Raw genomic sequence first — 25,818 nt, forward strand, 5'->3', positions numbered from 1 at the left:
GTGAGGGGCTCCCACAGCGCTATGCCGGCAAGGCCGTGAAAGCGTCCTGCCCACGCGGTCCTGTCAGCGCGTCGAAAGTCGGACACCAGTGATCGTCACGGCCCCCGCCACCGGCAGATCCTCGCGTCCGGGAACGCCGGACCTGTACCCGCACGGCCTTCCACGTCCGGGCAGGACGCTGGTCATGGGCGTCGTGAACGTCACGCCGGACTCGTTCTCCGACGGCGGGCTGTCGTTCGCCGAGCACGCCGCCGTGGCGCACGGGCTCGCCCTGCTGGAGCAGGGGGCGGACATCGTGGACGTCGGCGGTGAGTCGACCCGCCCCGGCGCGCTGCGCCCACCGGTCGAGGAGGAGCTGCGACGGGTGCTGCCCGTCGTCCGGCACCTCGCGGCGGCGGGCGCGGTCGTCAGTGTCGACACCATGCGGGCCGAGGTCGCCGCCCGCGCCCTGGAGGCGGGCGCACGGCTGGTCAACGACGTCTCAGGGGGCCTCGCCGATCCCGGGATGCTGCCCCTGATGGCGCGGTCGGGGGTGCCGTACGTGCTGATGCACTGGCGTGGCCACTCCGCCGCCATGCAGGAGAACGCCGTCTACGACGACGTGGTCGACGAGGTGCTCGGCGAAGTGCGGCTGCGGATCGACGCCGCCCTGGAGGCGGGTGTCCCGCCCGGATCGATGATCGTCGATCCCGGGCTGGGCTTCGCCAAGCAGCCCGAACACAACTGGGAGCTGCTGGGCCGTCTCGGCGAGGTCCGCGCGCTGGGCCGCCCCGTCCTGCTGGGCGCGTCCCGCAAGGCGTTCCTGGGGCGGCTGCTCGCCGACCGGACGACCGGGGAACCGCGCCCGGCGCGCGAGCGTGACGCCGCGACCACCGCCGTGTCCGTGCTCGCGGCCGCACAGGGCGTCTGGTGCCTGCGCGTGCACGACGTCGCCTCCACGCTGGACGCGGTGCGGGTGACGGCCCGTTGGGGCGCGGAGACGGCGGTGTCTGCGCGGCTGCCTCTGGGCTGACCGCTCTTCGCGGAAGGTCAGCCCCGGACAGCCCATCCTGCGGGTGATCTCCTCGGCGCCCCGTGTCAGCACGGGCACGAGTTCGCGCATGCGCTCCTCGGTGAAGCGGTAGGCCGAGCCGGAGGCGCTGCCTTCTCCGGCTTCGGCCCGGCGGCGAGGGTGCGGGGTCGGCTTCCGCAGCCCGGACGCCTCCAGCACCTCGGAGCGCCGCCGCTGCGACAGGTGGGCCAGCAGGGCTTGGCGGCTGGACGTGGCGTGCACGGGGGTGAGCCGGCCGCCCTGGTTGTGGGTGCCGACCGCGCCCGGTCCGCGTACCCGGTGGAGCAGTCCTGCCCGAAGGTCCCGAGGTGTTCGCGGTGCGTGTGCCCTGGCCGGAACCGGTCGCCCGCATGGTCGCGCGGTCCCTCCTGTCCGGCGAAGGGGGCGGCGTCGAGGGGGTACGGGCAAGTCGGCGCGGCCGACCTCTTGACAGTGGGTGTCCCCGAGGAGACAGTTTGGTCGTCGTTGCTCATGGCGAAAGCAGTTGCGCTATATAGAACACGATGAACGACTGTGGTTCGGCCGCGGTCCCCGTCCGGGCCCCGGTGGAGACACTCCTCCCCTCCCTCGCCGACAGCTCCGGGGAGCGATCGGCGTCCTCCCGCCATCCAGCACATCCGGCCGAAGCACGAATTCGGCCCCCCTCTACGAGGAGATCGACCGTGACGCACGAGGTGAGCGCCGTCGGCGCCGACGTGTCCGGGCGCGGCGGCGCGGTGAGGTCCTCCTGTCACGGCGCCTGCCTGCCCTCGACGTCCCCGCCCCGATCGGCCTCCCGCATCGAGCGCCTCGTCACCTCCGGTCGCTCGCCCGGCGCGGTCTGCCTCCACGTGAACGCGCTGGTCTCCGCAGAGACCCTCCTCCGGGGGCCCGGACCCGCCGGCCGCTCCTTCCCGGGCTTCGGCGCCGTCGTCGCCTCCGTCCGGGACCTCCCGCTGACGCTCCCCGCCGGCACCACCGTCCCGACCGGCCACGGCGAGACCGCCCCGATCGGGGCCGAGGCGCCCCGCCTCGACGAGTGGATCGCCCGCGGCCACCGAACGCCCGCCACCGCATCACGAATTCCCCGCGAAGGTGACTCGATGACCCTCAACCATCTGCCGCCCAGCCTCATCCCCACGCTGCCCGGCGAGTACTACACGGACCCCGAAGTCTTCGCCCAGGAGCAGGAACGGGTCTTCGAGACCATGTGGTTCTGCGTGACCCGCGCCTCCGAGCTGGCGAAACCCGGCGCCTTCCGTACCTACCAGGTCGGACGGGAGAGCGTCCTCGTCGCCCGCTCCCGGGACGGGTCGGTCAAGGCCTTCCTCAACATCTGCCGGCACCGCGGGGCCAAGCTCTGCACCGAGGAGTCGGGCGAGGTCAAGCGGGCCTTCCAGTGTCCGTACCACGCCTGGACGTACGGCCTGGACGGCAAGCTGGTCGCCGCGCCGAACCTGACCTCGATGCCGGACATCGACCGGACCGAGTACGGCCTGGTCGGCGTCCATGTGCGGGAGTGGCTCGGCTATGTGTGGGTGTGCCTCGCCGACGAGCCGCCGTCCTTCGAGGAGGACGTGCTGGGCGCGGTCGTCGAGCGGCTCGGCGACGTCGAGTCGATCGAGCGGTACGACATCGGCAACCTGTCGGTCGGGTGTCGGATCACCTATGACGTGAAGGCGAACTGGAAGCTCGTCATCGAGAACTTCATGGAGTGCTACCACTGCGCGACGATCCATCCGGAGCTGACGGAGGTGCTGCCGGAGTTCGCGGACGGGTACGCCGCGCAGTACTACGTGGGTCACGGCGCGGAGTTCGGTGAGGAGGTCCAGGGGTTCACCGTGGACGGCTCCGAGGGTCTGGACCGTATCCCGGGTGTCGCCGAGGAGCAGGACCGCCGTTACTACGCGATCACCGTGCGGCCGCAGGTGTTCATCAATCTCGTTCCCGACCATGTGATCCTCCACCGGATGTACCCGGTGGCGGTCGACCGCACGGTCGTCGAGTGCGACTGGCTGTATCTCCCGCATGTCGTGGAGAGCGGCAAGGACGTCAGCCGGTCCGTGGAGCTCTTCGACCGGGTGAACCGGCAGGACTTCGACGCCTGTGAACGCACCCAGCCCGGGATGAGCTCGCGGATGTACGCCAAGGGCGGCGTGCTGGTGCCCAGCGAGCACCACATCGGCGCCTTCCACGACTGGCTCCAGACCAAGCTCGGTGCAGGGCCCGCGCACTGACCTGGTCCCGCCCTTCTTCCGACCCCCCGTCCACCTGCCGCTCCGGCCCCCTCGGCAGGCGGGCGGGGTGCAGACGGAATCGTTGCGATCGACGCAACCCGGAGCGTGATCGGGAACGATCGGCGGTCCGCCCTCTTGACACGCCCGAATTCCACCTAAACCATGTTGCGCATAACGCGAATCGTTGTGCCATGTGAGACATCTCTTCGTCTGGAGCCCCGCATGAGGAGCATCACCGTCGTCGGAGCGTCACTGGCGGGCCTGAGTACGGTCCGGGCGCTGCGCGCAGAGGGCTACGACGGCGAGATCGTCGTCGTGGGGGAGGAGCGTCACACCCCCTACGACCGCCCTCCGCTGTCCAAGGACTTCCTCAAGGGTGACATCGACGCCGACGCGCTCGCCCTCGGCGACGCCGACGAGTACGACGCCCTGGACGTGCACTGGCTGCTCGGCGAACGCGCGGTCCGTCTCGACCCGCTCGCCCGGACCGTCACCCTGACCGGAGGGCAGCAGGTACGCACCCACGGCGTGGTCGTCGCCACCGGCGCGAGCCCCCGCACACTCCCCGGCTCCGACGGGCTGGCCGGCGTCCACACGCTGCGCACCCTGGACGACGCCCTCGACCTGCGGGCCGAGCTGCTGGACGGCCTGCCCCGGGTCGTCGTCATAGGCGCCGGTTTCATCGGCGCCGAAGTGGCCTCCACCGCCCACCGGCTCGGCCTGCACGTCACCCTCGTCGAGGCGGCCGACGTACCGCTGGAGCGCCAACTCGGCCGAGAGATGGGCCTGGTGTGCTCCTCCCTGCACACCGATCACGGCGTCGACCTGCTGTGCGGCACCGGCGTGGCCGAACTGCTCGGCGAGGACCGGGTCACCGGGGTGCGGCTGGCGGACGGGCGGGTGCTGCCCGCCGACGTGGTCGTGGCCGGCGTGGGCGTGCGCCCCAACACGGACTGGCTCGCCGGCTCCGGAGTCCTGGTGGACGACGGCGTGGTGTGCGACGCCGGCTGCGCGACCACCGTCCCGGGCGTCGTCGCCGTCGGTGACGTGGCCCGCTGCCCCCACCCCTTCACCGGCCGCCACGCCCGCATCGAGCACTGGAGCAACGCCACCGAGCAGGCCAGGACCGCCGCCCGGACCCTGCTGACCGGGGTGTCCGCCCCGGCCCCGCGGACCGCCCCCTACTTCTGGTCCGACCAGTACCGCACGCGCATCCAGCTCGCCGGGTACGTCGTGCCGGGCGCGGAGCCCGAGGTCGTCGAGGGGGACCTCGACAGCCGTGTGTTCACGGCCGTCTACCGGCACGAGGGCAACCCCGTGGCTGTGCTCTCCCTCAACCAGCCGAAGTTCTTCAACCGGCTCCGCCGCACGCTCGTCCCCGCCGCCGCGGTCGCCTTGTCCTGAGCGCCCGCTCGTGAGCGTCCCACTCTCCCTCCTCCCTCCGGAACCGCACAGGAGACCGCTGATGACCCTGCTCAACCAGTCCCTGCACGACCTCGACCCCGAGGTCGCCGCCGCCGTCGACGCCGAGCTGGACCGCCAGCAGTCCACCCTGGAGATGATCGCCTCGGAGAACTTCGCTCCGGTGGCGGTCATGGAGGCCCAGGGCACGGTCCTGACCAACAAGTACGCCGAGGGCTACCCCGGCCGCCGTTACTACGGCGGCTGCGAGCACGTCGACGTCACCGAGCAGATCGCCATCGACCGCCTCAAGGAACTCTTCGGCGCCGAGTACGCCAACGTCCAGCCGCACTCCGGTGCTTCGGCGAACCAGGCGGCGCTGTTCGCCCTGGCCCAGCCCGGCGACACCATCCTCGGTCTGGATCTGGCCCACGGCGGCCACCTCACCCACGGCATGCGCATCAACTTCTCCGGCAAGCAGTTCAACGTCGTTCCCTACCACGTCGACGACTCCGGTCTGGTCGACATGGACGAGGTCGAGCAGCTCGCCAAGGCCCACCACCCGAAGGTGATCATCGCGGGCTGGTCGGCGTATCCGCGGCAGCTGGACTTCGCCGCGTTCCGCCGGATCGCCGACGAGACCGGCGCGTTCCTGTGGGTGGACATGGCCCACTTCGCCGGGCTGGTCGCGGCCGGGCTGCACCCGAACCCCGTCGAGTACGCGGACGTGGTCACCTCCACCACCCACAAGACCCTCGGCGGCCCGCGCGGAGGCATCATCCTCGCCCGGAGCACGGAGTTCGCGAAGAAGCTCAACTCGTCGGTGTTCCCGGGCTTCCAGGGCGGTCCGCTCGAGCACGTCATCGCGGCCAAGGCGGTCTCCTTCAAGGTCGCCGCGAGCGAGGAGTTCAAGGAGCGCCAGCGGCGCACGGTCGCGGGCGCCCGGATCCTCGCCGAGCGGCTGACGGCCCCTGACGCCCGCGCGGCCGGCGTCGACGTGCTGTCCGGCGGCACCGACGTCCACATGATCCTGGTCGACCTGCGCGCCTCCGACCTGGACGGGCAGCAGGCCGAGGACCGCCTCCACGAGGTAGGCATCACCGTCAACCGCAACGCCGTCCCCAACGACCCGCGCCCGCCGATGGTGACCTCCGGCCTGCGCATCGGCACCCCCGCCCTGGCCACCCGCGGCTTCACCGCCGAGGACTTCACCGAGGTGGCCGACATCATCGCCGAGGCGCTGAAGCCGTCGTACGACGCCGAAGCCCTCAAGGCGCGGGTCAAGGCACTCGCCGCCAAGCACCCGCTCTACCCGGGCCTGTAACCGACAACCCCCGCAGGGGGCGTGCCGGCACCGACCGGCACGCCCCCTCCAACTCCACGGAGCGTGGCGTGGCAATCAGCGTCTTCGACCTGTTCTCGATCGGCATCGGCCCGTCCAGCTCACACACCGTGGGCCCGATGCGCGCCGCCGGGATGTTCGTCAGGCGGCTGAAGCAGGACGGGGCGCTGGCCCAGACCACCGCCGTGCGGGCGGAGTTGTTCGGTTCCCTCGGCGCCACCGGCCACGGCCACGGCACCCCCAAGGCGGTGCTGCTCGGCCTGGAGGGCAACGAGCCGCACACGGTCGACGTCGCCCGGGCCGACCTGGACGTCGAGCGCATCCGAGCCACCGGACGTCTGCGTCTGCTCGGGGAGGAGATCGGTCCCGCTCACGAGATCGACTTCGACGTCTCGGGCGATCTGGTCCTGCACCGTAGGAGGTCACTGCCCTACCACGCCAACGGAATGATCCTCTTCGCGTACGACGCCGACGGCGTGCCCCTGCTGGAGAAGACGTACTACTCGGTCGGCGGTGGCTTCGTCGTCGACGAGGAGGCCGCCGGTGCGGACCGCATCAAGCTCGACGACACCGTGCTGCCCCACCCGTTCAGTACCGGTGACGAACTGCTGCGGCTCGCCCGGGAGACGGGCCTGTCGATCTCCGCGCTGATGCTGGAGAACGAGCGGGCCTGGCGCACCGAGGCGGAGATCCGCGCGGGCCTGCTGGAGCTCTGGCGCGTCATGGAGGCCTGCGTCTCCCGGGGCCTCGGCCGCGAGGGCATCCTCCCCGGCGGTCTCAAGGTCCGTCGCCGGGCCGCGGCGGCCGCCCGCGCCCTGCGCAGCGAAGGCGACCCGCAGGCCCGCTCCATGGAGTGGATCACGCTGTACGCGATGGCGGTCAACGAGGAGAACGCCGCCGGCGGCCGGGTCGTCACGGCCCCGACGAACGGCGCGGCCGGCATCATCCCCGCCGTCCTGCGCTACTTCCTCGATTTCGTCCCGGGCGCCGACGACGACGGCATCGTCCGCTTTCTGCTGGCCGCCGGCGCCATCGGTCTCCTCTTCAAGGAGAACGCCTCCATCTCCGGCGCCGAGGTCGGCTGCCAGGGCGAGGTCGGATCCGCCTGCTCCATGGCCGCCGGGGGACTCGCCGAGGTCATGGGCGGCAGCCCCGAACAGGTCGAGAACGCCGCCGAGATCGGCATGGAGCACAACCTCGGCCTCACCTGCGATCCCGTCGGCGGCCTCGTCCAGATCCCCTGCATCGAGCGCAACGGCATGGCCGCGGTGAAGGCCGTCACCGCCGCCCGCATGGCTCTGCGCGGCGACGGCCGTCACCACGTCTCCCTCGACAAGGTCATCAAGACCATGAAGGAGACCGGCGCCGACATGAAGGTCAAGTACAAGGAGACCGCCCGTGGCGGCCTCGCCGTCAACGTCATCGAGTGCTGAGCACCCGAGAGCACCGGCGGCGGCATCGAACGGGCCGGGACGGTAGCTCTCGTCGGGCTGGACCTCGGTGCGCACCGACCACACGGAGAAGTCGGACCGAGTCCGCTTCGGCAGCCACCGGTCTCGGCGGCGACGTACCGGACGCCGCCGCCCCTTCCGGCCGAGTGGGGCGGGAAGGGGCGGCGCCCGCAGTCACCCCGCGTGGCAATGGATCGACTCGGCGGGAGGTCAGCCGTGGTAGTTGATGTATCCGTTGCCGTCGGCGTCGTTGGCCCGCTTGGTGTAGGAGTGGACGTCTGCCTTGGCGCCGGAGGGCTTGAGCAGGTAGATGGTGTCCTTGTCGTTGTTCCAGATGAAGTTGCAGTTCTGGCGGTAGACGACGTTGCCCGAGTCGGAGTCGGTGCCCCTGCCGCCGCGCAGTTTCACGTAGTCGCCCGGCTCGAGTTTGTGGCTGGCGGTGAAGGTGAACTTGTTGCCCGTGGCGTCCTTGACGACGTAGCCCTTGAGGTCGACGGTCGCGGTGCGGGAGTAGTTCTTGATCGTCAGGTACTCGTTCTTGGTGTTGCCGCCGGAACACCGGTTGGAGTCGCTGCCGGGGGCGTCGTACTGAACGCCCTTGATCTTCAGCGCGGACGTGTACTCGGTGGCCTGGGCCGGCCCGGCGGCGATCACGGCTATCGTGCCCGCGGCGACAACTGCGGCCAGGGCGTGGCGTGTACGCATGAGGATTCCCCCCTCAGTGGTGCGAATGGAGCGCCTGGAGCCTACCCGAGGTGACTGTTGGGTGTTCCTTTCGTGTGTAAATTGTGAAGGTGACGCTCGAGGGTGGACGCCTGCCGGTGTGCCGAACCGGAGGAGCGGCCGTGGGGGACACGCGGCGCGCGTGGTGCTCTGCTCACCCTCGCGGAGACCTCGGCGATCACCTCCGCGCGCCCGGCCTCCAGCGCCGGATGCCCCGCGTTCGACTCCCGCCGCCCCTGCCGTCGATCGAGTCCTGAAGCAGCCTCGGCGAAACCCCGTTATGTTCTTCGCGGTCCTGCAAGAGGGCCGCTGGCCTCCGGGCCCGGCATGACTGTGTCCCCCTGTCGAACGGATGACCTGGGGGGTGGTGTCACCGGGCTCGGGAGGTGCCGTCGGAGACGCTGATGAGAGGTCCGGCCACCGCCCGGTCCGGCGCAATGCCGGACAGCTCGCGGGCGGCAGGTCTGCATAACGTGGATGCGCGCGCACGACACCACTGCCGAGGCCGGCACGCTCAACACCCTGGAAAGGGCGCGATGTTCGACACCGAAGACGTGGGCGTGTTCCTCGGCCTGGACGTCGGAAAGAGTGCTCACCACGGCCACGGGCTCACCCCGGCCGGGAAGAAGGTCCTCGACAAGCAGCTGCCCAACAGCGAGCCGAAACTGCGGGCCGTCTTCGACAAACTCAAGGCCAAGTTCGGCACCGTCCTGGTGATCGTGGACCAGCCCGCCTCCATCGGCGCCCTCCCGCTCACGGTCGCCCGGGACACCGGCTGCAAGGTCGCCTACCTGCCCGGACTCGCGATGCGGCGGATCGCCGACCTGTATCCGGGCGAGGCCAAGACCGACGCGAAGGACGCAGCCGTGATCGCGGACGCCGCCCGCACCATGCCGCACACCCTGCGCTCGCTGGAGCTCACCGACGAGATCACCGCCGAACTCACGGTTCTCGTCGGCTTCGACCAGGACCTCGCGGCCGAGGCCACCCGCACCTCCAACCGCATACGCGGCCTGCTCACCCAGTTCCACCCGTCGCTGGAGCGCGTCCTGGGCCCCCGCCTCGACCACCAGGCCGTCACCTGGCTGCTGGAGCGCTACGGCTCCCCGGCCGCACTGCGCAAAGCCGGCCGCCGCAGGCTCGTCGAGCTCATCCGGCCCAAGGCCCCACGCATGGCCCAGCGGCTGATCGACGATGTCTTCGAAGCGTTGGACGAGCAGACCGTCGTGGTCCCGGGCACCGGCACCCTCGACATCGTCGTGCCCTCCCTGGCCCGCTCGCTCGCCGCTGTCCACGAACAGCGCCGGGCCCTGGAAGCCCAGATCAACGCCCTGCTGGAGGCCCACCCTCTTTCCCCGGTCCTGACGTCGATGCCCGGCGTCGGCGTCAGGACCGCCGCCGTCCTGCTGGTCACCGTCGGCGACGGCACCAGCTTCCCCACCGCCGCCCACCTCGCCTCCTACGCCGGCCTCGCCCCGACAACGAAGTCGTCCGGCACCTCGATCCACGGCGAACACGCACCCCGAGGCGGCAACCGCCAGCTCAAACGCGCCATGTTCCTGTCCGCCTTCGCCTGCATGAACGCCGACCCCGCCTCCCGCACCTACTACGACAAGCAACGCAACCGCGGCAAGACCCACACCCAGGCCCTCCTCCGCCTCGCCCGCCAACGCATCAGCGTCCTGTTCGCCATGCTCCGCGACGGCACCTTCTACGAATCCCGCACACCCGCGGACGTCGAGCTCGCCGCATGACCCCAGCAAGACCGAATCACCCCAAAACCGACAGGGGCGCCTTGACGAAGGACATAGAGGCACCCCCCCGCACGACGAGCACGGCGCTGCTCGGCCGCGTGCACCTCACCGGAGTCCCGGGCGGCGATGGAGTGGGCCCGGCCTCGAGTCGGCGGGCTCGCGGGAAGGAAATAGTTTCGCCCTGTATCACTGTAGGCTCACCGCATGCCCCCGATCGATCTCGCCCGGCTCGCCGAGCGACTGCACCAGAACCTCGGCCGCCCCGAGCCCGAGCTGCTGGCTCCGGGAAGTGCCTGGAACCTGTCCCAGACGCTGCAGCACTGTGCCCAGACCGTCCGCTACTCAGTGACCGGCTACCCCGCGCTCAAGCCCGCCCTGTTCCGGGCGACGGCAGGCACCCTGGCCAAACGGGTCTTCCTGCGCCGCGGTGCCATGAAGCACTCGCTCGCTGCCGAGATCGACGGAGCGCCGCCCCTGGATCCGGCACTGCCGGTGACCGAGGCCGCGACCGGCCTCACGGACGCGGTGGCCCTGTTCTCGGGCCACACCGCAGAGCACGCCCCCCACCCCGCCTACGGACGTTGCTCGCACGAAGAGTTCGCGCAGCTGCACGCGATGCATCTCGCCGAGCACCTTCCCGGCCTGGTGGACGCCTGACGGCACGCCAGGCCGGGGTGCCCTGACATCTGCGGGGACCGTGCGCCGCGGCTGCCGCACTCCGGTCACGCGGGGCTCTGCCGTAGGCCGGTGACGCCGCCGGGGACGCGGGGGGTGACGGTGAAGTCGCGTACGTCGAACCGGCCGACCTCGGCGCGGAGCCGGTCGGTGGACCAGGGCCAGCTGAAGCTGTTGCGGCCGTTGACGTCCAGGTAGTAGCTCCTGCATCCGCCGGAGTTGTAGACGGTGCCGGCCAGAGCGGCCTGCAGTCGCGTGTTGTACGCCGCCTGAACGTCGCCGCGTACCTCCAACGCCGTCCAACTGCCTTCCCGTGCGGCCCTGATGGCGCCGAGGACGAGGTCGAGCTGCGCCTCCAGGATGGCGAAGGCCGACGAATGCCCGGTGCCCAGGCCGGGGCCGAGGAGCAGGAAGGCGTTGGGGAAACCCGCGACGACAGTGCCGAGATACGCCTCGGGGGAACCCCGCCAGTGGTCGGCGAGCGCGCGGCCGGCTCCGTCGCGGACGAGACCCGCGAGCGGTGTGTCGAGAATGTGGAAGCCGGTGCCGAGGATGATCGCGTCCACCTCCGCGGCACTGCCGTCGGCCCCGTGCACGGTGGCGCCTTCGACGGACTGCACGGCAGCGGCGTGCACGGCGACATTGGGCCGGTTCAGCGCAGGATAGTAGTGGTTGGAGAAGAGGATGCGTTTGCAGCCCAGGGTGTAGTCGGGGGTCAACTTGCGACGCAGTCCGGCGTCGTGGACGGTCGCCCGCAGATGGGCCCGCGCGATGGCCTGTACGCCGCGCATGAGAGCGGGGCGCCTGAATCCGCGTCCGAGCGTCTCCATGGCCCGGTACTCCAGGGAGGCCACCGTGGCCCGCGCGCCGGGCAGACGGCGCATCGCCCAGCGTTCGGCATTGGGTATGTGATGGTCGAGCTTGGGGAGAACCCACTGGGCGGTGCGCTGGAACAGATGGAGTCGGGCGACCTCGGGAGCGATCGCGGGGACGAACTGCACGGCCGAGGCACCGGTGCCGAGGACGGCGACCCGCTTGCCGCGCAGATCGTAGTCGTGGTTCCAGCGCGCGGAGTGGAACACTTCGCCGGGGAAGCGGTCAAGGCCGGGGACGTCCGGAAGGAGTGGCTCGTTCCACGGTCCGGCTCCGGCCACGAGGAATCGGGCGGTGAACTCTCCGGCATCCGTACGCACAAGCCAGCGGGCTTGGTCGGGCTGCCATCGCGCCTCCGTCACGGACACCCCGAACACGGTGTGCTCGCGCAGCCTGCAGGTGTCGGCGACCCGCTTCACGTACGCGAGGATCTCAGGCTGGCGCGCGTACACCCGCGTCCAGTCCGGATTGGGGGCGAAGGAATAGCTGTACAGGCGGGACGGCACGTCGCACTGGCAGCCGGGATAGGTGTTGGCCCGCCATGTGCCGCCGAAGTCGTCGGCCGCCTCGATGATCAGGAAGTCCCGGATGCCGGCCTCACGCAGCCGGGCCCCGGCGCCCACTCCGGAGATGCCGGCGCCGACGACGATGACCTCGAAATGTGTGCTCATGCCGTGGTGCTCCTGTCGATGGCTCGCTTGACGCGGTCGGGTGCCGTGCGCAGGGAAACGTCGAGGGTGGCCGGCCGCCGCCGCAGGTCCATGAAGTTGGGCCCCATCGCGGCCAGCTCCCGCGCGCCGGGCTCGATGCGGACCACGCGGCATCCCGCCGCGCGCAGCCGGAGCTCCTCCGCGTCGACGGTCCGGGTCATCCAACGGCGCAGAACCCTTTCGAAACGGCTCAGGCCGGTGGCCGGCGCACCCCCGGAGGTCGCCATGGGAGCGACGATCACGACCTCGTCCAGTCCCAGGGGCACCAACAGGTCCGCCGACGTCGGCGACAACGCTCCGCCGTCGAGATAGGTGCGTGCGCCGATCCGCACCGGTGGGAACCAACCGGGGATGGCCCAGGACGCGGCGATCGCACTGCCGAGGTCCGCGGTCGGGGCCCCCGGCGCGCCGAACGCGACCCGCCGGCCGGAGCGCGCGTCGGCCGCGACCAGCCAGGTGCGCGTGGAGTCCAGCCAGGTTCCGCCGTCCGCCAGGGCGGCGCCGAACCGGTGCAACCAGCGCGCATCACCCCGGCCGCGTGGCAGCAGACCCACCAGCCCCGAACCCGGCGAGACCCGGCCCCGGACGGCGGCCGCGGCCAGCCCGGCTCCCGGCAGCCCTGGCCACGGAACAGGAGGCAGCACACCGGGGTGGGTGTGGACGTGGTCGAGCAGCAGCGGGTCCGCGTCCGGTTCGGCCCGTAACGCCGCGAGGAGGTCCGACACGGACCGTCCGGAGCCGAGAGCGGACACGACTTCTGCTCCGGCGGACGTCCCCACCAGCACCTCGGCGGTTCGCGCGTCCCAGTCCAGCTGCTCCTCAACGGCGGTGAGCGCGGCGATGGTCCACGCGAATCCGAGTGTGCCGCCGCACCCGATGACGAGCGCGCGCCGTCGTGGCACAGATCCTCCTAGAATTCAGATATCAAGGGAATCTGGAAGCTAGCGGTATTCTGCGGGGGTGGCAAGACTGACCCGAGCCGAGAGCCAGGCCCGCACCCGCGAACACGTCCTCGACACCGCGCACGAGTTGTTCCTGCGCGACGGCTTCACGACCACCTCCATCGAGCGGGTCGCGGAGGCCGCCGGCTACTCCAAGGGCGCGGTGTACTCCAACTTCGCCACCAAGAACGAGCTCTGCCTGGCCGTCCTCGACCGCATCGCCATGCAGCAAGTGGCGCACATCGCCGCCGCCATGGGCGATGCGCCCCGCATCGAGGACCGGCTCGCCGGCTTCGCCCGCTGGGCCGAGCAGCACATCGGCGACAGTTCGTGGACCGCTCTGGAAGTCGAGTTCGCCACCGCCAACCGCCGCGACGCACAGGTCTGCGCGCAGCTGGCCCACCGACGGCGTACGGTCACCGAGGTCCTCGCGGACCTCATCCGGGCTCAGACACAGGAACTGGGCGTCACGCCCGCCGTGTCCGCGGACACCGCCGCCCTGATCCTGCTCAGCCTCGGCATCGGCATCGGTGTCCAGCGCGCATTCGATCCCACCGTGCCCGTGCAGCCCGTCGTCGACCTGCTCCACCGCTTCCTGACCGACTGACACGGGTCGATTCGCAGAAGTGGGTGTCGGGTTCGTACGAGGTCGGTACGGGGCCGAGTCGCCACAAGGGCACGATGGTTCGTGAAGCGCGGAAACCGCCGGCTCAGTTGTCGTTCGCCGTGTCCGCCAACAGGGGGAAGAGGCGCGCGATGAGGGCAACGGGCTGGGCTGAGGCGGGTCGTGCGGAGGGCTGCCGTTCCCGGTGCCGGTAAGGCGCCAGTGCCCGACGTACCGCTTCTGCGACGGTGCTCATCTCGTCGTCCCGGACGTTCCTGCGGGCGTGCGGCCACCAGGCCGGGCCCTACTCGATCTCTCGGTCACGTAGCGCCCAATCCCTCACCAGGCGCACGGTGCGCTCGGGATGTTCCTCGTGCAGGTAGTGCCCGCTGTCGGGCCAGTGGTCGACGCGGGAACCGGGGACGCGCAGGGTGCCCCGTTCCCAGGTGGCCGCTTCCGCCGAGGTCCATACGGTGAGTGCTGGCTGCGTGCGGCGGAGCAGGTACGCCTCGCTGTGCGGGCGCACGCCGACCGCGCCGGGGTCGGTGTACATGCCGGCGTACGACTGGGCGACGACATGGTCCGGGGTGCCGAGCATCGCGCGCACATGGGCCGTGCGCAGTCCGGCCGGGGCGCCTGCCGAGAAGGCACCCTCGATGAAACCGGCCGCTGCGCACGCCCCTCGTCCTCGGTACTCGGCCAGCCGGGCCGGGATCTGCTCGACCTCCGCTCCGTGCGCGCCGTGTGCCGGATCCAGGGCGACGACCGAGCGGACGCGTTCCGGATGCCGCAACGCGAGCAGGTTGACGACCTGGCCGCCCATGGAGTGGCCCACGGTGATGGCAGGCCCGGCACCGAGGTGACCGAGCAACGCGGCCAGGTCGTCGGCCATCTCCGCGGGGGTGTTGCCTTCGTCGGGTACCTCCGAGCGGCCGTGCCCGCGCAGGTCGGGGATGATCACAGGGAACCGGTCGGCCAGCGCCTCGGCGTGCGCGGACCACTCCCGGCCGTCCCCGCCCCAGCCGTGCACCAGGAGCAGCGGGGCCGCGCGGGCGGGCCCGACGACGGTGTGGAAGAGGCGGACGCGTCCCAGGTCGGTGATCGTCATACGGTGCCGTCCTCGGAGGTCCGGTAGTGCGTGTAGGCGAAGTCCGCGTGGACTCCCGCGCCGTCGAGGTCCTGCGCCCACAGTCCCAGCATGGCGCCCGTGAAGCCGAGAACGCGCAGTTGCCCTTCGTGGAACTCGTCGGCGTACTCGTCCGACAGGACGGTGGCGTCGAGTTCGACGGGCACCTCCAGCATGCCCCGACCGGTGTCGTACGAGAAACGCAGGACGGGCACCTCGAGTTCGGCGCGCAGGACGACCGCGCGTCCCGGCTCGAGCGGAATCGTCGGCCGGTGGGCGACAAGACGGCCCGCCTCGCAGCTCAGTGCCCGCAGGACGGGCGAGCCGTCGTCCTCGGCGGTGACGTACAGGTAGTGCCAGTTGCGGGTGTTGTAGTAGGCGGTCAGACCGGCCAGGTGGTCGGGGGTGCGGGGTGCGAAGGTCAGGCTGGTCTCGAAGGAACAGCGTGGGGCGGTCACCCGCCGGGCGAGCAGGCTCGGCGTGCGGCGGCCCACCGGCGACTGGCCTCCCCGGATACGCAGCCGTCCCGGGGCCGGCTCGATCCAGTCGTCGGTGGCGGGGCGGCGCAGGGTGCACCAGTCGGGGCCGAGGGCGGGAGATGCGAACGAGTCGTCCGCCGGTGGTGCGGGGACGGGCGCGGGGGGCAGCTCGGGCGCCGGTGGCATGACGGCGGGTACGGCTCCGGCGATCCGGGGCCAGCCGTCTTCGGTCCAGGTCACCGGTTGCAGCGCGGTCTCCCGGCCGAGCACGCACCGGCCCCGCTGTGTGTGGGGACGGGCGACGATGTGGGCGGCGTACCACTGGCCCGTCGCCGTCTCGACAAGTGAGCAGTGCCCTGCCTTCTGCAGCTCCAGGGACGGGTCGTCGCGGGACGTGAGCAGAGGGCCGGCGGGGTCGGCTTCGTACGGGCCGAAAAGGTCACGTGAGCGGGCCACGGCCGCGCCGTGCTCGTAGCCGGTGCCGCCCTCCGCGTGCACCAGGTAGTACCAGCCGTCGCGACGGTAGAGATGCGGGCCCTCGGCGACCCCGGCCGGGGTTCCCACGGAGATGGTGCGGGGCTCGCCGAGCAGGGTCCGGCTCCCGCGGTCGTACTCCTGGAGCTCGATCCCGGCGAACCCCTCGCGGTCCGGACGCCAGTCGAAGCGCATGTTCAGCAGCCAGCTGCGGCCGGCGCCGTCATCGTCATGGAACAGGGACACGTCGAAGCCCCGGCCGTGCAGCGGGACCGGGTCGGACCACGGCCCTTCGATCGAGGCGGCCGTGGTGACGTAGTTCGGGAGGTCTTTCCAGCCCTCCGCGTAGGTGTCGACGACGGTGAACACGAGGTGGAACAGGCCGTCCGCGTACGACAGCCCGGGCGCCCAGATTCCGCCCGAGTCCGGGACGCCCGTGAGGTCGAGCAGGCGCGTGCTGTCCAGAACCCCGCCCAGCGACCGCCAGTCGACCAGGTCCCGGGAGTGGTGGATCCGGACGCCCGGATACCACTCGAAGGTGGAGGTGGCGATGTAGAAGTCGTCGCCGACCCGGAGGATCACCGGGTCGGGTTCGAAGCCGCGCAGGACGGGGTTGTGGATCACGGACGCTCCGCTCAGAGGGTGAACAGCAGGGTGCCGAAGCCCACGTGGTCGCACTGGAACGCCGCCCCCTCCGGGCGGATGTTCCCGATGGCGGTGTACGTCCAGGGGGCGGGCAGGCTGCGGCGTTTGACGTAGTGGTTGAAGGCCATCTCGTAGATGGGGCGCAGGTTGCCGCGCTCGATGGTGGAGAGGGAGTTGAAGGTGAGCTTGCACGAGCCCCAGACGGCGTACGGGACGTCGTTGCCGGTGTTGTACTTCGCGGTGTACTCGAAGCCGGCCAGCAGCCGGTTGGAGGAGGCGGAGTACAGGTCCTGGCCTTGGATCCAGGCGATCTCGCAGGCCTCGGCCATGCTGCCCAGGATGAGCTGGGTGTGGGCCTGGTCGCGGCCGCTGTCCACGCACTGGCCGGAGTCCCTGATCACCCGGCTGAGCTTGCAGCAGTCGTGCAGGTAGAAGGCGTCGACGGCGGCGTTGTAGAGGGAGGTGTCATTGCAGAACACACCGAACGCCGCCATCGCCTTGATGCAGTTGGTGCCCCAGCCCGCGTCGCCGAACGTCCTCACCAGGGGTACGAAGACGTTCTTGAGGAGGTTCTCCGTCCGGGTGATCTCGGAAGCGCTCCAACTGCCCGAAGGGGCCGTGTACCGCATCAGCTCGGCTGCCGCCGCCAGTTTGAAACCGTAGATGGAGGCGGCGAGTTGGGCGTCCTTTCCGGTGATCGAGGTCAGCGTGGACGACCAGGACTTGATGATCTGCAGCGCTTTCGCGGCGTGGGCGGTGTTGCCCGTCAGGTTCCACATCAGGGCGTTCTGGTAGGCGGCGTTGCAGTCGTTCCAGAACTCCCAGTTACCGACCTCGGTGGTGCCGCGGTCGATGGTCGTGCGGGGGCCCGCCATGGCGTACGTCGACTGGGAGTAGGCGTTCGCCCTGAACACGTTCCAGCCGCTGAGCCAGGGCTCGGTGCCGGCCGCGATCCGGGTCTTCGTCCGCTGGATGTCGGAGAGCTTGTGCAGCACCCCGGGGTGGATGAATGAGGTCAGGGCGTCCGCCGCCGGGATCGCGGCCAGCCCCGTGGCCGACGCGGCAGTGCCGACGGCGGTGATCTGCAGGAAACGGCGACGGCTGGGGGACTCGGGTGTGGAAGGGATCGGCTCGGTCATGCGTCTTCCTCTTTCACTCGACGCTGAGTGGCAGGGAATGGAGAAACAGGGGAGGGGCGCCGGTGCGGCTCCCTCCCGGGGGCTCAGTCGGCCGCGCGCCGCCCCCGGTACAGCACGATCGTGCTGCGGGGGCCGACCTCGGGACGCTGTCCGGCGCCGACCGTCCGGCCGGTGGCGAGGTCGCGGGCGGGGCCGAAGTCCTGGCGGGTGGGCAGGGTGTACGTCCGGTCGGTGCTGGTGTTCATGGCGATGAGGTAGTCGCCGTACTCGCACAGGTAGAACGGAGCGCGTCCGACGAGCATGGTCTCCACGCCCTCGAAGTGGACGCCGACGGCCGGGTCCGGCACGTCCGCCGGGACCGGCGCCAGATGGTAGACGTCGCCGGCCAGCGCCTGGTGCAGGGTGTCGCCGGGCGGCGGGAAGCCACCGGGCGGGATGTGCCCTGCCCCGGGGTCGTTGATCGCGTAGTCCCACAGAATCCAGTCGTTCACCGTGTACGTGTCGTCGGTCGAGCCGGCCGAGCGTTGACGGATGGTGGCGGAGCGCTGGTCGGTCGGGGTGAGGTGGTGGATGCGGGCGTAGTCGTTGACGCCCTGGCGGGCGCGCCAGTAGAGGGAGGCGAAGAGGAGTTCCTCGCCGTTCTTCACGGCCAGGACGCCGTTCTCCTCGTCGGTGAAGACGAAGTCGGGCCGGTTCCAGTCGGTGGGGATGCGCCCCGGGCGGGCGGGCAGAGCCTGGTAGGTGTCCCAGTCGCGGGAGACCAGCCGCAGGCCGGCCAGCCCGACGCGGGTCCAGGTGTGGTGGATGAGCAGGTCCAGTTGCTTGTAGAACTGCCCGTCGGCGACCATCTCCTGGGTCCAGCCGACGATGTCCGGGTCCGTGAACACCGCCGCCGACATCACCGGGTGCGAGTCCCACGCGGTACGGGAGGCGTAGGCGATCTCACCGGGGTAGACCTCGTTGCGCCAGCCGACGACCGTCTCGATCCGGGATACGCGGGCGCCCGTCTCGTCGACGTCGACCACCCGGAACCGCCCCCGGGCCTTGATGATCTTCACCATCTGCTCGCGCAGCTCCGGCGCCTCCTGGCCCTGGTACCCGCGCGTGACCGACTCGTACATCATGACCAGCCAGTCGACGACCTCGCCGTAGCTGCCCACATAGCCCAGTTCCCGGGTCAGGCCGGCCCGGGTCACCTGGTAGTAGCTTTCGCCGAGCGGCTTGGTCGGGTTGCCGTCGGCGTCCTCCTTGCCGAGAAAGGGCTTCATGCCGAGCGACTGGTACATGTAGTCGCGGGCCCTGTCCTCCGGCAGGGCGAGCTGCGGGGCGAGCAGACGCAGGCCGCGGTTGGCCTGGTAGATGCCGATGGCACAGATCTGCGACTGGTTGGTGTAATGCGGGAAGTTCTGCCGCCAGTAGTCCCGGCTCGACTTCAGCATGTCGATGTAGGCGGCGCGCCGCACCGGCTGCTCGGGGGTGCCGGCGCCCGTGGGTGCGGTGACGGTCAGGTCGTCGAACCAGGCGGTGCCGGGGCCGGACAGCCGCAGGTGGAGCTCGACCTGGGTGGCGCCGTCGGGTGTCTCGAGGTCCAGGGAGACCTGTTCCCAGCCGTGGGTGCCGGTGGCGGCGAACCGGCGGTGGTCGCTGCCGACGAGGTTGCCGTTCGCGTCGAAGAACAGCGGGTCGATGTGGGCGCCGGTACCGGTGACGCCGTCCGTCCTGATCCACGCGCCGTAGGTGTGCGTCCCCTTGCCGACCTGGAGCTTCGCCGCGTTGTACGCCGTGACGAAGCCGTTCGTCGCGGTGGCCGCGAGTTTCAGCGACGCGGATCCGGACCGGTTGACGGCGGTGTCCCGGGCCCAGGAGGCGTCGCTGGTCCTGCCCCAGCCGGGCACCGCCCAGCCGGAGGGGGTCCCGGCGCCCTGCTCGAAGCCGGGGTTGCGCAGCTCTGTGGGCTTGACCAGGTCGACGGAGTCGAACCAGGCGGTGCCGGGGCCGGACAGCCGCAGGTGGAACTCGACCTGGGTGGCGCCGTCGGGTGTCTCGAGGTCCAGGGAGACGTACTCCCAGCCGTGGGTGCCGGTGGCGGCGAACCGGCGGTGGTCGCTGCCGACGAGGTTGCCGTTCGCGTCGAAGAACAGCGGGTCGATGTGGGCGCCGGTACCGGTGACGCCGTCCGTCCTGATCCACGCGCCGTAGGTGTGCGTCCCCTTGCCCACACGGGTCCTGGGAGAGGAGTAGACGGTGATGAAGCCGCTCACCGCGCTCGCCGTGACCCTGAGCGAGGCGGAGCCCGTGCGGGACACGGTGGTGTCCCGCGTCCAGTCGGCGTCGGCGGTCTTCCCCCAGCCCGGCACCTCCCAGCCCATGGGAGTCTCGCCGCCCTCCTCGAATCCGGGGTTGGAGATCTCGTACGGCGAGCCGGTCACCCTCTGGTCCAGACGGTCGTCCAGGTGCTCCCAGAGCAGCGCCAGTACCAGTCCGACCCGGCCGAAGCCCTGCCACTGCTGGTCGGATCCGGTCAGCACGGTCGCGTCGTTCTTCCACGCCATGTACCGGCCGTCGAGGGCGCGCAGCACGCGGTCCAGCGCCGCCGGGTTTCGGTGGGCGGGGCTGCCGGACCAGAGGTACCCCTCGGCGAGCGACTGAAAGGCCCAGGCGTCCATGCCGGCGGGGTTGACGCTGGTCAGGTAGGCCTTCTGGTCCTTGGCAACGCGTTGACGCACCGCCTCCAGGGCCTCGGGGCCCTCGACGTCCCGGACGGTCGGCACGGGCGCGGGACCCTGCGCCTCGCCCCTGGGCGGGACGAAGCACGGCTCGGTGTGCGTGTAGAGGCGGTAGATGCCCCGCGACGGCGTGGTCATCTTGTAGTAGAGCTGGTCCGTGTTCTGGCCGTAGGACCAGATACGGCCCATCGAACGGATCTCCAGCGTCACCTTCTCCTTGCCCCGGGTGAGCCGCTCGGGCAGCGGCAGGGTGTGGAAGAAGAACCGGCCGGGCGTGCGCGGCGAGGTGTCCAGGATGTCCAGGCTGTCGACGGCCCCCTCGTCCTGGTGGCCGACCTGGAGGCCGTCGCAGAACAGCTGAAGCCGCCACATGTTCGTGCCGGACGCCGCCTGCCGGGAGGTGGAGTCGAAGTCGTCGCCCCACAGCCGCACGGTGACGTAGGTGGTCCGGGTCGGGCTGACGGCGACGTCGAACTTCAGGGCGCCGCCCCAGTACGTGGCGGGCTCGGTGGGGTTGAGGACGCGGGCCCGCTGCCCGAGGCCGCCGGTGACCGTGTCGGAGAGCGTGGCGGTGAGACCGTGCGTCGTCTCGGAGTTCGCGTCGCCGAAGACGACGACGTCCAGAGGCTTGCAGACGGCCGGCCGGAAGGGGACTTCCGAGGCGGGCGCCGCGGCGGCGGGTTGGATGTTCAGCAGTCCGAGGCCGGCCGCCGCGGCACCGGTGGTGCCGGCGTACTTGAGGACGTCACGTCGTCTGGGTGCGTTGGGCACGGCTGATCCTTTACTTGAGGCTGCCCATGAGGATTCCGCTGCGCCAGTACCTCTGGAGCGCGAACATGAAGACCGCGAGCGGAACGATCGACAGCAGTGACCCGGTGAGGACGAGGGTGTTCATGTCGCGGGCGGTCTGCGCCTGCTGGAGCCAGGAGTACAGGCCCAGACTCACGGGGAAGGTGCGCTCGCCGGTGAGCATGAACAGGGGGAGGAAGAAGTTGTTCCAGATGTCGATGAAGACGAGCATGAAGATGGTGATGCCGCCGGTCCGTACGAGTCGCAGGGCGACCGAGCAGAAGATCCGCAGTTCGCCGGCGCCGTCGAGACGGGCCGCTTCCATCAGTTCGGTGGGGATGGAGCTGTCCGCGTAGACCTTGCCCAGGTAGACGCCGAACGGATTGATGAAGTACGGGATGAGCACCGACCAGATGGTGTTCGTCAGCCCGATCTGGGCGAAGACGAGGTAGAGCGGGAAGGCCAGCAGGGTGCTCGGCAGCAGTGAGGCGCCGACGATGACCGCGAACAGGGCGCCCCGACCCCGGAAGTCGAACTTCGACAGCCCGTATCCGGCGGCGAGCGAGACGAGGGTGGAACCGGCCGCCCCGAGGGTGGAGTAGAGGATCGAGTTGCCGATCCAGCGGGTGAACACCCCGTCGTGGTAGGTCCAGATGTCCTGGAGGTTGTCCGCCAGGTGGTTGGAGGAGAACCACAGGCCGAACGTGGAGTACAGGTCCGTCTGGTTCTTGGTCGCGGAGACGATAAGGAACCACGTCGGGGCGAGCGAGTAGATCAGGAAGAGGACCAGCAGGCCGGTGGTGAGCGCCACCGCGCGGCGGGTGGGGCGCACGCCGCCCCCGGATGCGACAGTGCTCATGACATCTTCCTGTTCGTGACCCGGTAGAAGACGAAGGCCAGAATCCCGGTGACGACGGCCAGGACCAGCGACTCGGCGGCGGCGTACTGGTAGTCGCCGGTCTTGAACGCCTTGTCGTAGATCTCCATCATCGGAGTGAAGTCGGTGTTGATCGACTCGGGTGCGATCTGCCGCAGCAGCAACGGTTCGGCGAACAGCTGGAGTCGGCCGATCAGGGAGAACATGCCGGTCAGCACCAGGATGCCGGTGATGTTGGGGATCTTGACCGACCAGGCGATCCGCCACTCCCTGGCCCCGTCCAGCCTGGCCGCCTCGTACAGCTCGCGGGGCAGCGCCTGCAACGCGGCGGAGATCAGGATCATGTTGAAGCCGATCCCCTGCCAGGTCAGCAGATTGCCCAGGGAGACATACGTGTTGAGGCCGCCGAAGAACGAGACGTCCGTGCCGGCCCGGTGGGCGAGGTCGAGCAGCGGAGAGCCTGTCGGGCTGTACAGGAACAGCCACATCACGGTGGACACCACGGCGGGTACCACGTACGGGATGAGCAGCGCCGCGCGGAAGAACCGCACCGCACGGGCGGCCACCCCGTCCAGGAGCAGGGCGAGGAACAGCGAGAGGCCCAGCATCACCGTGATCTGCGCCGCGCCGAACAGCAGGGTGCGCAGCATGCTCGACCAGAAGTCGCCGTCACCGAGGATGGAGGCGAAGTTGGACAGGCCGGTGAAGACGACCCGGGTCGGGCCGAAGCCCAGACCGCTGCTCTTCTTCTCCCGCAGGCTCTGGCTGAAGGCGTAGCAGATCGGCACGACGTACGTGGCCAGGAAGCCGACCAGGAAGGGAGTTGCGAACAGCAGTCCCTTGTGGGCTCCCCGTCTCCCGGCCCGGCGGGGGGAGGACCGCCGGGCCGGGGAGTCGGTGGCGACCTTCGGCGGTCGCGTCAGGGTGGACACGGGTGTCTCCAGAGGTGAGGCCTGCAGAGGTGGGGGCCTACGGGGCAGGGGTGGGGCCTACGGGGGTGTCAACTGCCGGCGACGGCCTTGACGCCCTTGTGGTTGAGGTCGTCCACGGTCCACTTCTGCAGCGAGGTCAGCATGTCCTTGACCGTCAGCTGCTTCTTCATGACCTGGCCCCACTGCTTCTGCATCTCGGAGTACATCGCCGCGTAGTTCGGGCCGTACTGCCACTGCTCACCGACCCTCGAGGCCGCGGTGGTGATCACCTGCGCGCTGTCCGACTTCCCGTTGAACATCCCGGTCGGGACGATCTTGTCGACGTACGGCGAGACGTCCTTGACCGCGGGGAACAGGCCCGACTTGGAGGCCGGGTCGGTCAGTGCCGTCAGCGATTCCTTGCTGCTGCTCAGCCAGGCGGCGAACTCGGCGGCGCGGTCGGGGTACTTGCAGCCCTTGAGGACGCCGGTGGTGTCGAAGTTGCTGGAGGTCTGCGGCTTGGCGGTGTCGAAGACGGGCGAGTCGGCGAGCTGCCACTTCCCCTTGGACTTGGGAAAGTTGGTGTCGTAGATCGGCAGCTGCCAGGTCGAGGTGGTCATCGCGATGGTCTTGCCGAGGTCCCAGGTCTTGAAGACGCCCGGGTCGGCGTACGACGCGTTGGAGGCCAGGTCGTTGTCCACGAGCCGCTGGACGATGTCGCCGGCCTTGAGCGCCTCGGGGGATGTGAAGTTCACGACCCAGTGGTCGCCGTCCACCTTGTACCACTGCGCGCCGGCCTCCCACGACAGGTCGACCAGGGAGCTCGGGTCCTCGCCCGCCATGTTGTAGATCTTGACGTTCTTGTCCTTCTGCTGGACCTTCCTGCCGGCGGCGATCAGGTCGTCCCAGGTCTTGGGGGCCTCGATCCCGTACTTCTGGAACAGGTCCGCGCGGTAGGCGGTGAACAGCGGCGACGAACCCATCGGGATGCCGAAGGTGGTGCCGCCCGGGCTGACCGCGTTCCAGGCGGCGACCGTGTACGCGCCCTTGTACTTGGCCGCGACCTTGCCGATGTCGGTCAGCAGTCCGTCGGCGGCGAAGTTCGCCAGGTTCATCCCGTCCATCTTCGACAGACAGGGCGCGGTTCCCGCGTTCACCGCGGCCCGCAGCTTCTGGTAGGCGGTGTCACCGGCAGCGTTGACGAACTTGATCTGCGTCTCGGGGTGCTCCTTGTTCCACACCTTGGTCTGTGCCTCGATGCCGTCCGTCCAGCTCCAGAACTCCAGCGTGACGTCGCCCTTCGTGGTCGACGAGGCGGCGGAGCCCGAGTCGTCCGAGCAGGCGGTCAGCAGCAGGGAGAGAGAAGCGACGGCGACCACCGGGACAAGCACTCTGGGGCGGATACGGGACTTGGACATCGGTCCTCCACGAAAGGAACGGGACGGCGCCTGCACGTGGGGGAGACGGCGCGGTCGGGGCGACGCGGCGGGAGAGAATCCGGCACCGCGTGGACGGCGGCAGTAACCGTTTGTTGTTGTGGACCGTACGGCTGGCGGGGCGGGATCCACAAGGGGCGGATGCCGGATTGTTTCGTTCAACTTTCTCCAGCATTACCGCTGTGCCCGCTGAGCTGCACTGTTGATGCCATCCTCGCGGGAGGGTGAGCGCTGTCCGCGGCTTGATCGCCTCCCGGCTTGGGCCATTGACCCGAGGCGCCTTCGGCTCCTAGCGTGGAATACGTTTACTATCCCGATCGCCGGCATCTTCCCGCGGTCCGCCCACTCCCGCCAGGAGCGTCATGTCCGAGTCAATGCCACCGCGCGCCCTTTTCGCCATGAATCCGGTGCATCTGCCGGAACTCTTCCCGCCGCGGCTGATGACCCGCGTCCAGCAACTCGCGCAGGTCGATCCCACGCTCGTCGTCGAGGACTTCTCCGATCCCGCCGTGGCGGAGGCCCTGGGCGGCGCCGAGGTCCTGGTCACCGGCTGGGGTTGCCCGCACATCGGCGCGGAGACCCTCGCGGCGGCGCCCCGGCTGCGTGCCGTGCTGCACGCCGGCGGCAGCGTCCGGCACCTCGTGGGTGAGTCGTTCTGGGAGCGCGGCCTCGCCCTGTCCAGCGCGGTGCACGCCAACGCCCTGCCCGTGGCGGAGTACACGCTCGCCATGATTCTGCTGGCCGGCAAGGACGCCTTCGGACTGCGCGAACGCTTCCGGGCCGAGCGGGTCTATCCCGCTCCGACGGAGTACGCGGGAGTGGGCAACCTCGGTCGTCGGGTCGGTCTGATCGGCGCGTCCCGGGTGGGCCGCCGGGTCGTGGAACTGCTGCGGCCCCTCGATCTGTCGGTGGCCCTCTACGACCCCTACGTCGAGGCCGCCGAGGTCGCGGAACTGGGCGCCGTCCCGCTGGAACTGGACGAGCTGCTGCGCACCAGCGACATCGTCAGCGTGCACGCCCCCGACATCCCGCAGACCCGCCGCATGCTCAGCCGCGAACGGCTGGCGCTCATCCCCGACGGCGGCGTGCTGATCAACACCTCACGGGGCGCCCTCGTCGACCACACCGCGCTCACCGGGGAACTGGTGAGCGGTCGGCTCAGCGCGGTCCTGGACGTCACCGACCCCGAGCCGCTGCCGGCGGACTCTCCGCTCTACGGCCTTCCGAACGTGTTCCTCACGCCGCACATCGCCGGTTCCCTGGGCAATGAACTGGCGCGGCTGGGCGGCACGGTGATATCGGAGCTGGAACGCCTGACGGCGGGCCTGCCGCCTGCCCACCCGGTCCATCGCGCCGAACTGGCGATCAGCGCCTGAAGGACCCCGCGCCGACCCGTCGGCCGGGGACACCGCCGGTCGGCGGATTCGCGCAGTGCCGGTCCCGTCACCCCGTCCCCCACCCCCTTCCTCCGGAGG

Annotated in this window: 19 protein-coding genes and 1 pseudogene; 9 read left to right on the forward strand and 11 right to left on the reverse strand. The window is 70.2% G+C overall.

Annotation, left to right across the window (positions count from 1 at the left end; translation table 11 throughout):
* Positions 1-184: 184 nt before the first annotated feature.
* The 5 genes from folP (at position 185) to C6376_RS27720 (ending at position 7,443) form a co-directional block, all read left to right on the forward strand.
* Positions 185-1,012 (forward strand): dihydropteroate synthase, encoded by an 828-nt coding sequence (gene folP / locus C6376_RS27695; RefSeq protein WP_173985743.1) that lies wholly within the window; start codon positions 185-187, stop codon positions 1,010-1,012.
* A 1,121-nt stretch (positions 1,013-2,133) separates the two neighbouring features.
* A complete protein-coding gene (locus C6376_RS27705) occupies positions 2,134-3,267 on the forward strand; it encodes an aromatic ring-hydroxylating dioxygenase subunit alpha (RefSeq protein WP_107449225.1) in 1,134 nt (377 codons plus the stop codon).
* Positions 3,268-3,489: 222 nt separating this feature from the next.
* A complete protein-coding gene (locus C6376_RS27710) occupies positions 3,490-4,671 on the forward strand; it encodes an NAD(P)/FAD-dependent oxidoreductase (RefSeq protein WP_107445933.1) in 1,182 nt (393 codons plus the stop codon).
* Positions 4,672-4,732: 61 nt separating this feature from the next.
* On the forward strand, positions 4,733-5,992 hold the full coding sequence (gene glyA, locus C6376_RS27715; RefSeq protein ID WP_107445934.1) for a serine hydroxymethyltransferase: 1,260 nt from the start codon (positions 4,733-4,735) through the stop codon (positions 5,990-5,992).
* Between the two features lie 68 nt (positions 5,993-6,060).
* Complete coding sequence (locus C6376_RS27720) at positions 6,061-7,443, forward strand: L-serine ammonia-lyase (protein ID WP_107445935.1); 1,383 nt, start codon at positions 6,061-6,063, stop codon at positions 7,441-7,443.
* 228 nt (positions 7,444-7,671) lie between these two features.
* Here C6376_RS27720 and C6376_RS27725 read toward each other — a convergent pair whose 3' ends face one another.
* The gene (locus C6376_RS27725) at positions 7,672-8,166 is read right to left on the reverse strand and encodes a lamin tail domain-containing protein (RefSeq protein ID WP_107445936.1); all 495 of its coding nucleotides are present in this window, start codon (positions 8,164-8,166) and stop codon (positions 7,672-7,674) included.
* A 554-nt stretch (positions 8,167-8,720) separates the two neighbouring features.
* Between C6376_RS27725 and C6376_RS27730 the strand changes: the two genes are divergently transcribed.
* Both C6376_RS27730 and C6376_RS27735 read left to right on the forward strand, forming a co-directional pair.
* Entirely contained in the window at positions 8,721-9,938 is a 1,218-nt protein-coding gene (locus C6376_RS27730; RefSeq protein WP_107442753.1) for an IS110 family transposase, read from the forward strand.
* Between the two features lie 204 nt (positions 9,939-10,142).
* On the forward strand, positions 10,143-10,595 hold the full coding sequence (locus C6376_RS27735) for a DUF1569 domain-containing protein (protein ID WP_107445937.1): 453 nt from the start codon (positions 10,143-10,145) through the stop codon (positions 10,593-10,595).
* Positions 10,596-10,660: 65 nt separating this feature from the next.
* Here C6376_RS27735 and C6376_RS27740 read toward each other — a convergent pair whose 3' ends face one another.
* Complete coding sequence (locus C6376_RS27740; RefSeq protein WP_107445938.1) at positions 10,661-12,157, reverse strand: NAD(P)/FAD-dependent oxidoreductase; 1,497 nt, start codon at positions 12,155-12,157, stop codon at positions 10,661-10,663.
* Positions 12,154-13,098, reverse strand: coding sequence for a patatin-like phospholipase family protein (locus tag C6376_RS27745; protein WP_107445939.1), 945 nt, complete (start codon positions 13,096-13,098; stop codon positions 12,154-12,156). The genes C6376_RS27740 and C6376_RS27745 overlap by 4 nt, the downstream gene beginning before the upstream one ends.
* Before the next feature lie 58 nt (positions 13,099-13,156).
* Here C6376_RS27745 and C6376_RS27750 point away from each other — a divergent pair, with 58 nt between their 5' ends.
* Positions 13,157-13,744 carry a TetR/AcrR family transcriptional regulator gene (locus C6376_RS27750; RefSeq protein WP_107445940.1) on the forward strand — a complete coding sequence of 196 codons (588 nt, stop codon included), beginning with the start codon at positions 13,157-13,159 and terminating at the stop codon, positions 13,742-13,744.
* A 103-nt stretch (positions 13,745-13,847) separates the two neighbouring features.
* Here the strand turns inward: C6376_RS27750 and C6376_RS45495 are convergent.
* The 8 genes and pseudogenes from C6376_RS45495 to C6376_RS27790 all read right to left on the reverse strand — a co-directional run.
* Positions 13,848-14,003, reverse strand: a pseudogene (locus tag C6376_RS45495) (ArsR family transcriptional regulator); the annotation flags it as partial.
* A gap of 42 nt (positions 14,004-14,045) precedes the next feature.
* Entirely contained in the window at positions 14,046-14,849 is an 804-nt protein-coding gene (locus C6376_RS27760; protein ID WP_107445941.1) for an alpha/beta fold hydrolase, read from the reverse strand.
* Entirely contained in the window at positions 14,846-16,444 is a 1,599-nt protein-coding gene (locus C6376_RS27765; protein ID WP_107445942.1) for a glycoside hydrolase family 43 protein, read from the reverse strand. The genes C6376_RS27760 and C6376_RS27765 overlap by 4 nt, the downstream gene beginning before the upstream one ends.
* A gap of 11 nt (positions 16,445-16,455) precedes the next feature.
* Positions 16,456-17,604, reverse strand: coding sequence for an alginate lyase family protein (locus C6376_RS27770; protein WP_107445943.1), 1,149 nt, complete (start codon positions 17,602-17,604; stop codon positions 16,456-16,458).
* Positions 17,605-17,687: 83 nt separating this feature from the next.
* Positions 17,688-21,101 (reverse strand): Tat pathway signal sequence domain protein, encoded by a 3,414-nt coding sequence (locus C6376_RS27775; RefSeq protein WP_107445944.1) that lies wholly within the window; start codon positions 21,099-21,101, stop codon positions 17,688-17,690.
* Between the two features lie 10 nt (positions 21,102-21,111).
* Positions 21,112-21,978: a carbohydrate ABC transporter permease gene (locus tag C6376_RS27780; protein ID WP_173985744.1), complete on the reverse strand. Its 867-nt coding sequence runs from the start codon at positions 21,976-21,978 to the stop codon at positions 21,112-21,114.
* Positions 21,975-22,928, reverse strand: a complete 954-nt coding sequence (locus C6376_RS27785) for a carbohydrate ABC transporter permease (protein WP_107445945.1) — start codon at positions 22,926-22,928, stop codon at positions 21,975-21,977. Before C6376_RS27785 ends, C6376_RS27780 begins: the two co-directional genes overlap by 4 nt.
* 68 nt (positions 22,929-22,996) lie before the next feature.
* The gene (locus C6376_RS27790) at positions 22,997-24,325 is read right to left on the reverse strand and encodes an ABC transporter substrate-binding protein (RefSeq protein WP_107445946.1); all 1,329 of its coding nucleotides are present in this window, start codon (positions 24,323-24,325) and stop codon (positions 22,997-22,999) included.
* 392 nt (positions 24,326-24,717) lie between these two features.
* Here C6376_RS27790 and C6376_RS27795 point away from each other — a divergent pair, with 392 nt between their 5' ends.
* Positions 24,718-25,719, forward strand: a complete 1,002-nt coding sequence (locus tag C6376_RS27795) for a hydroxyacid dehydrogenase (protein ID WP_107449227.1) — start codon at positions 24,718-24,720, stop codon at positions 25,717-25,719.
* Positions 25,720-25,818: the final 99 nt, after the last annotated feature.

This window comes from Streptomyces sp. P3 (genome assembly GCF_003032475.1).
GTDB lineage: Bacteria > Actinomycetota > Actinomycetes > Streptomycetales > Streptomycetaceae > Streptomyces.

Bases quoted from the DNA above. Each gene is read 5' to 3' on its own strand.
- C6376_RS27740 (WP_107445938.1), bottom strand. From the start codon at position 12,157: ATGAGCACACATTTCGAGGTCATCGTCGTCGGCGCCGGCATCTCCGGA.
- C6376_RS27705 (WP_107449225.1), top strand. From the start codon at position 2,134: ATGACCCTCAACCATCTGCCGCCCAGCCTCATCCCCACGCTGCCCGGC.
- C6376_RS27780 (WP_173985744.1), bottom strand. From the start codon at position 21,978: ATGAGCACTGTCGCATCCGGGGGCGGCGTGCGCCCCACCCGCCGCGCG.
- glyA (WP_107445934.1), top strand. From the start codon at position 4,733: ATGACCCTGCTCAACCAGTCCCTGCACGACCTCGACCCCGAGGTCGCC.
- folP (WP_173985743.1), top strand. From the start codon at position 185: ATGGGCGTCGTGAACGTCACGCCGGACTCGTTCTCCGACGGCGGGCTG.
- C6376_RS27725 (WP_107445936.1), bottom strand. From the start codon at position 8,166: ATGCGTACACGCCACGCCCTGGCCGCAGTTGTCGCCGCGGGCACGATA.
- C6376_RS27795 (WP_107449227.1), top strand. From the start codon at position 24,718: ATGCCACCGCGCGCCCTTTTCGCCATGAATCCGGTGCATCTGCCGGAA.
- C6376_RS27760 (WP_107445941.1), bottom strand. From the start codon at position 14,849: ATGACGATCACCGACCTGGGACGCGTCCGCCTCTTCCACACCGTCGTC.
- C6376_RS27730 (WP_107442753.1), top strand. From the start codon at position 8,721: ATGTTCGACACCGAAGACGTGGGCGTGTTCCTCGGCCTGGACGTCGGA.
- C6376_RS27710 (WP_107445933.1), top strand. From the start codon at position 3,490: ATGAGGAGCATCACCGTCGTCGGAGCGTCACTGGCGGGCCTGAGTACG.
- C6376_RS27790 (WP_107445946.1), bottom strand. From the start codon at position 24,325: ATGTCCAAGTCCCGTATCCGCCCCAGAGTGCTTGTCCCGGTGGTCGCC.
- C6376_RS27735 (WP_107445937.1), top strand. From the start codon at position 10,143: ATGCCCCCGATCGATCTCGCCCGGCTCGCCGAGCGACTGCACCAGAAC.
- C6376_RS27770 (WP_107445943.1), bottom strand. From the start codon at position 17,604: ATGACCGAGCCGATCCCTTCCACACCCGAGTCCCCCAGCCGTCGCCGT.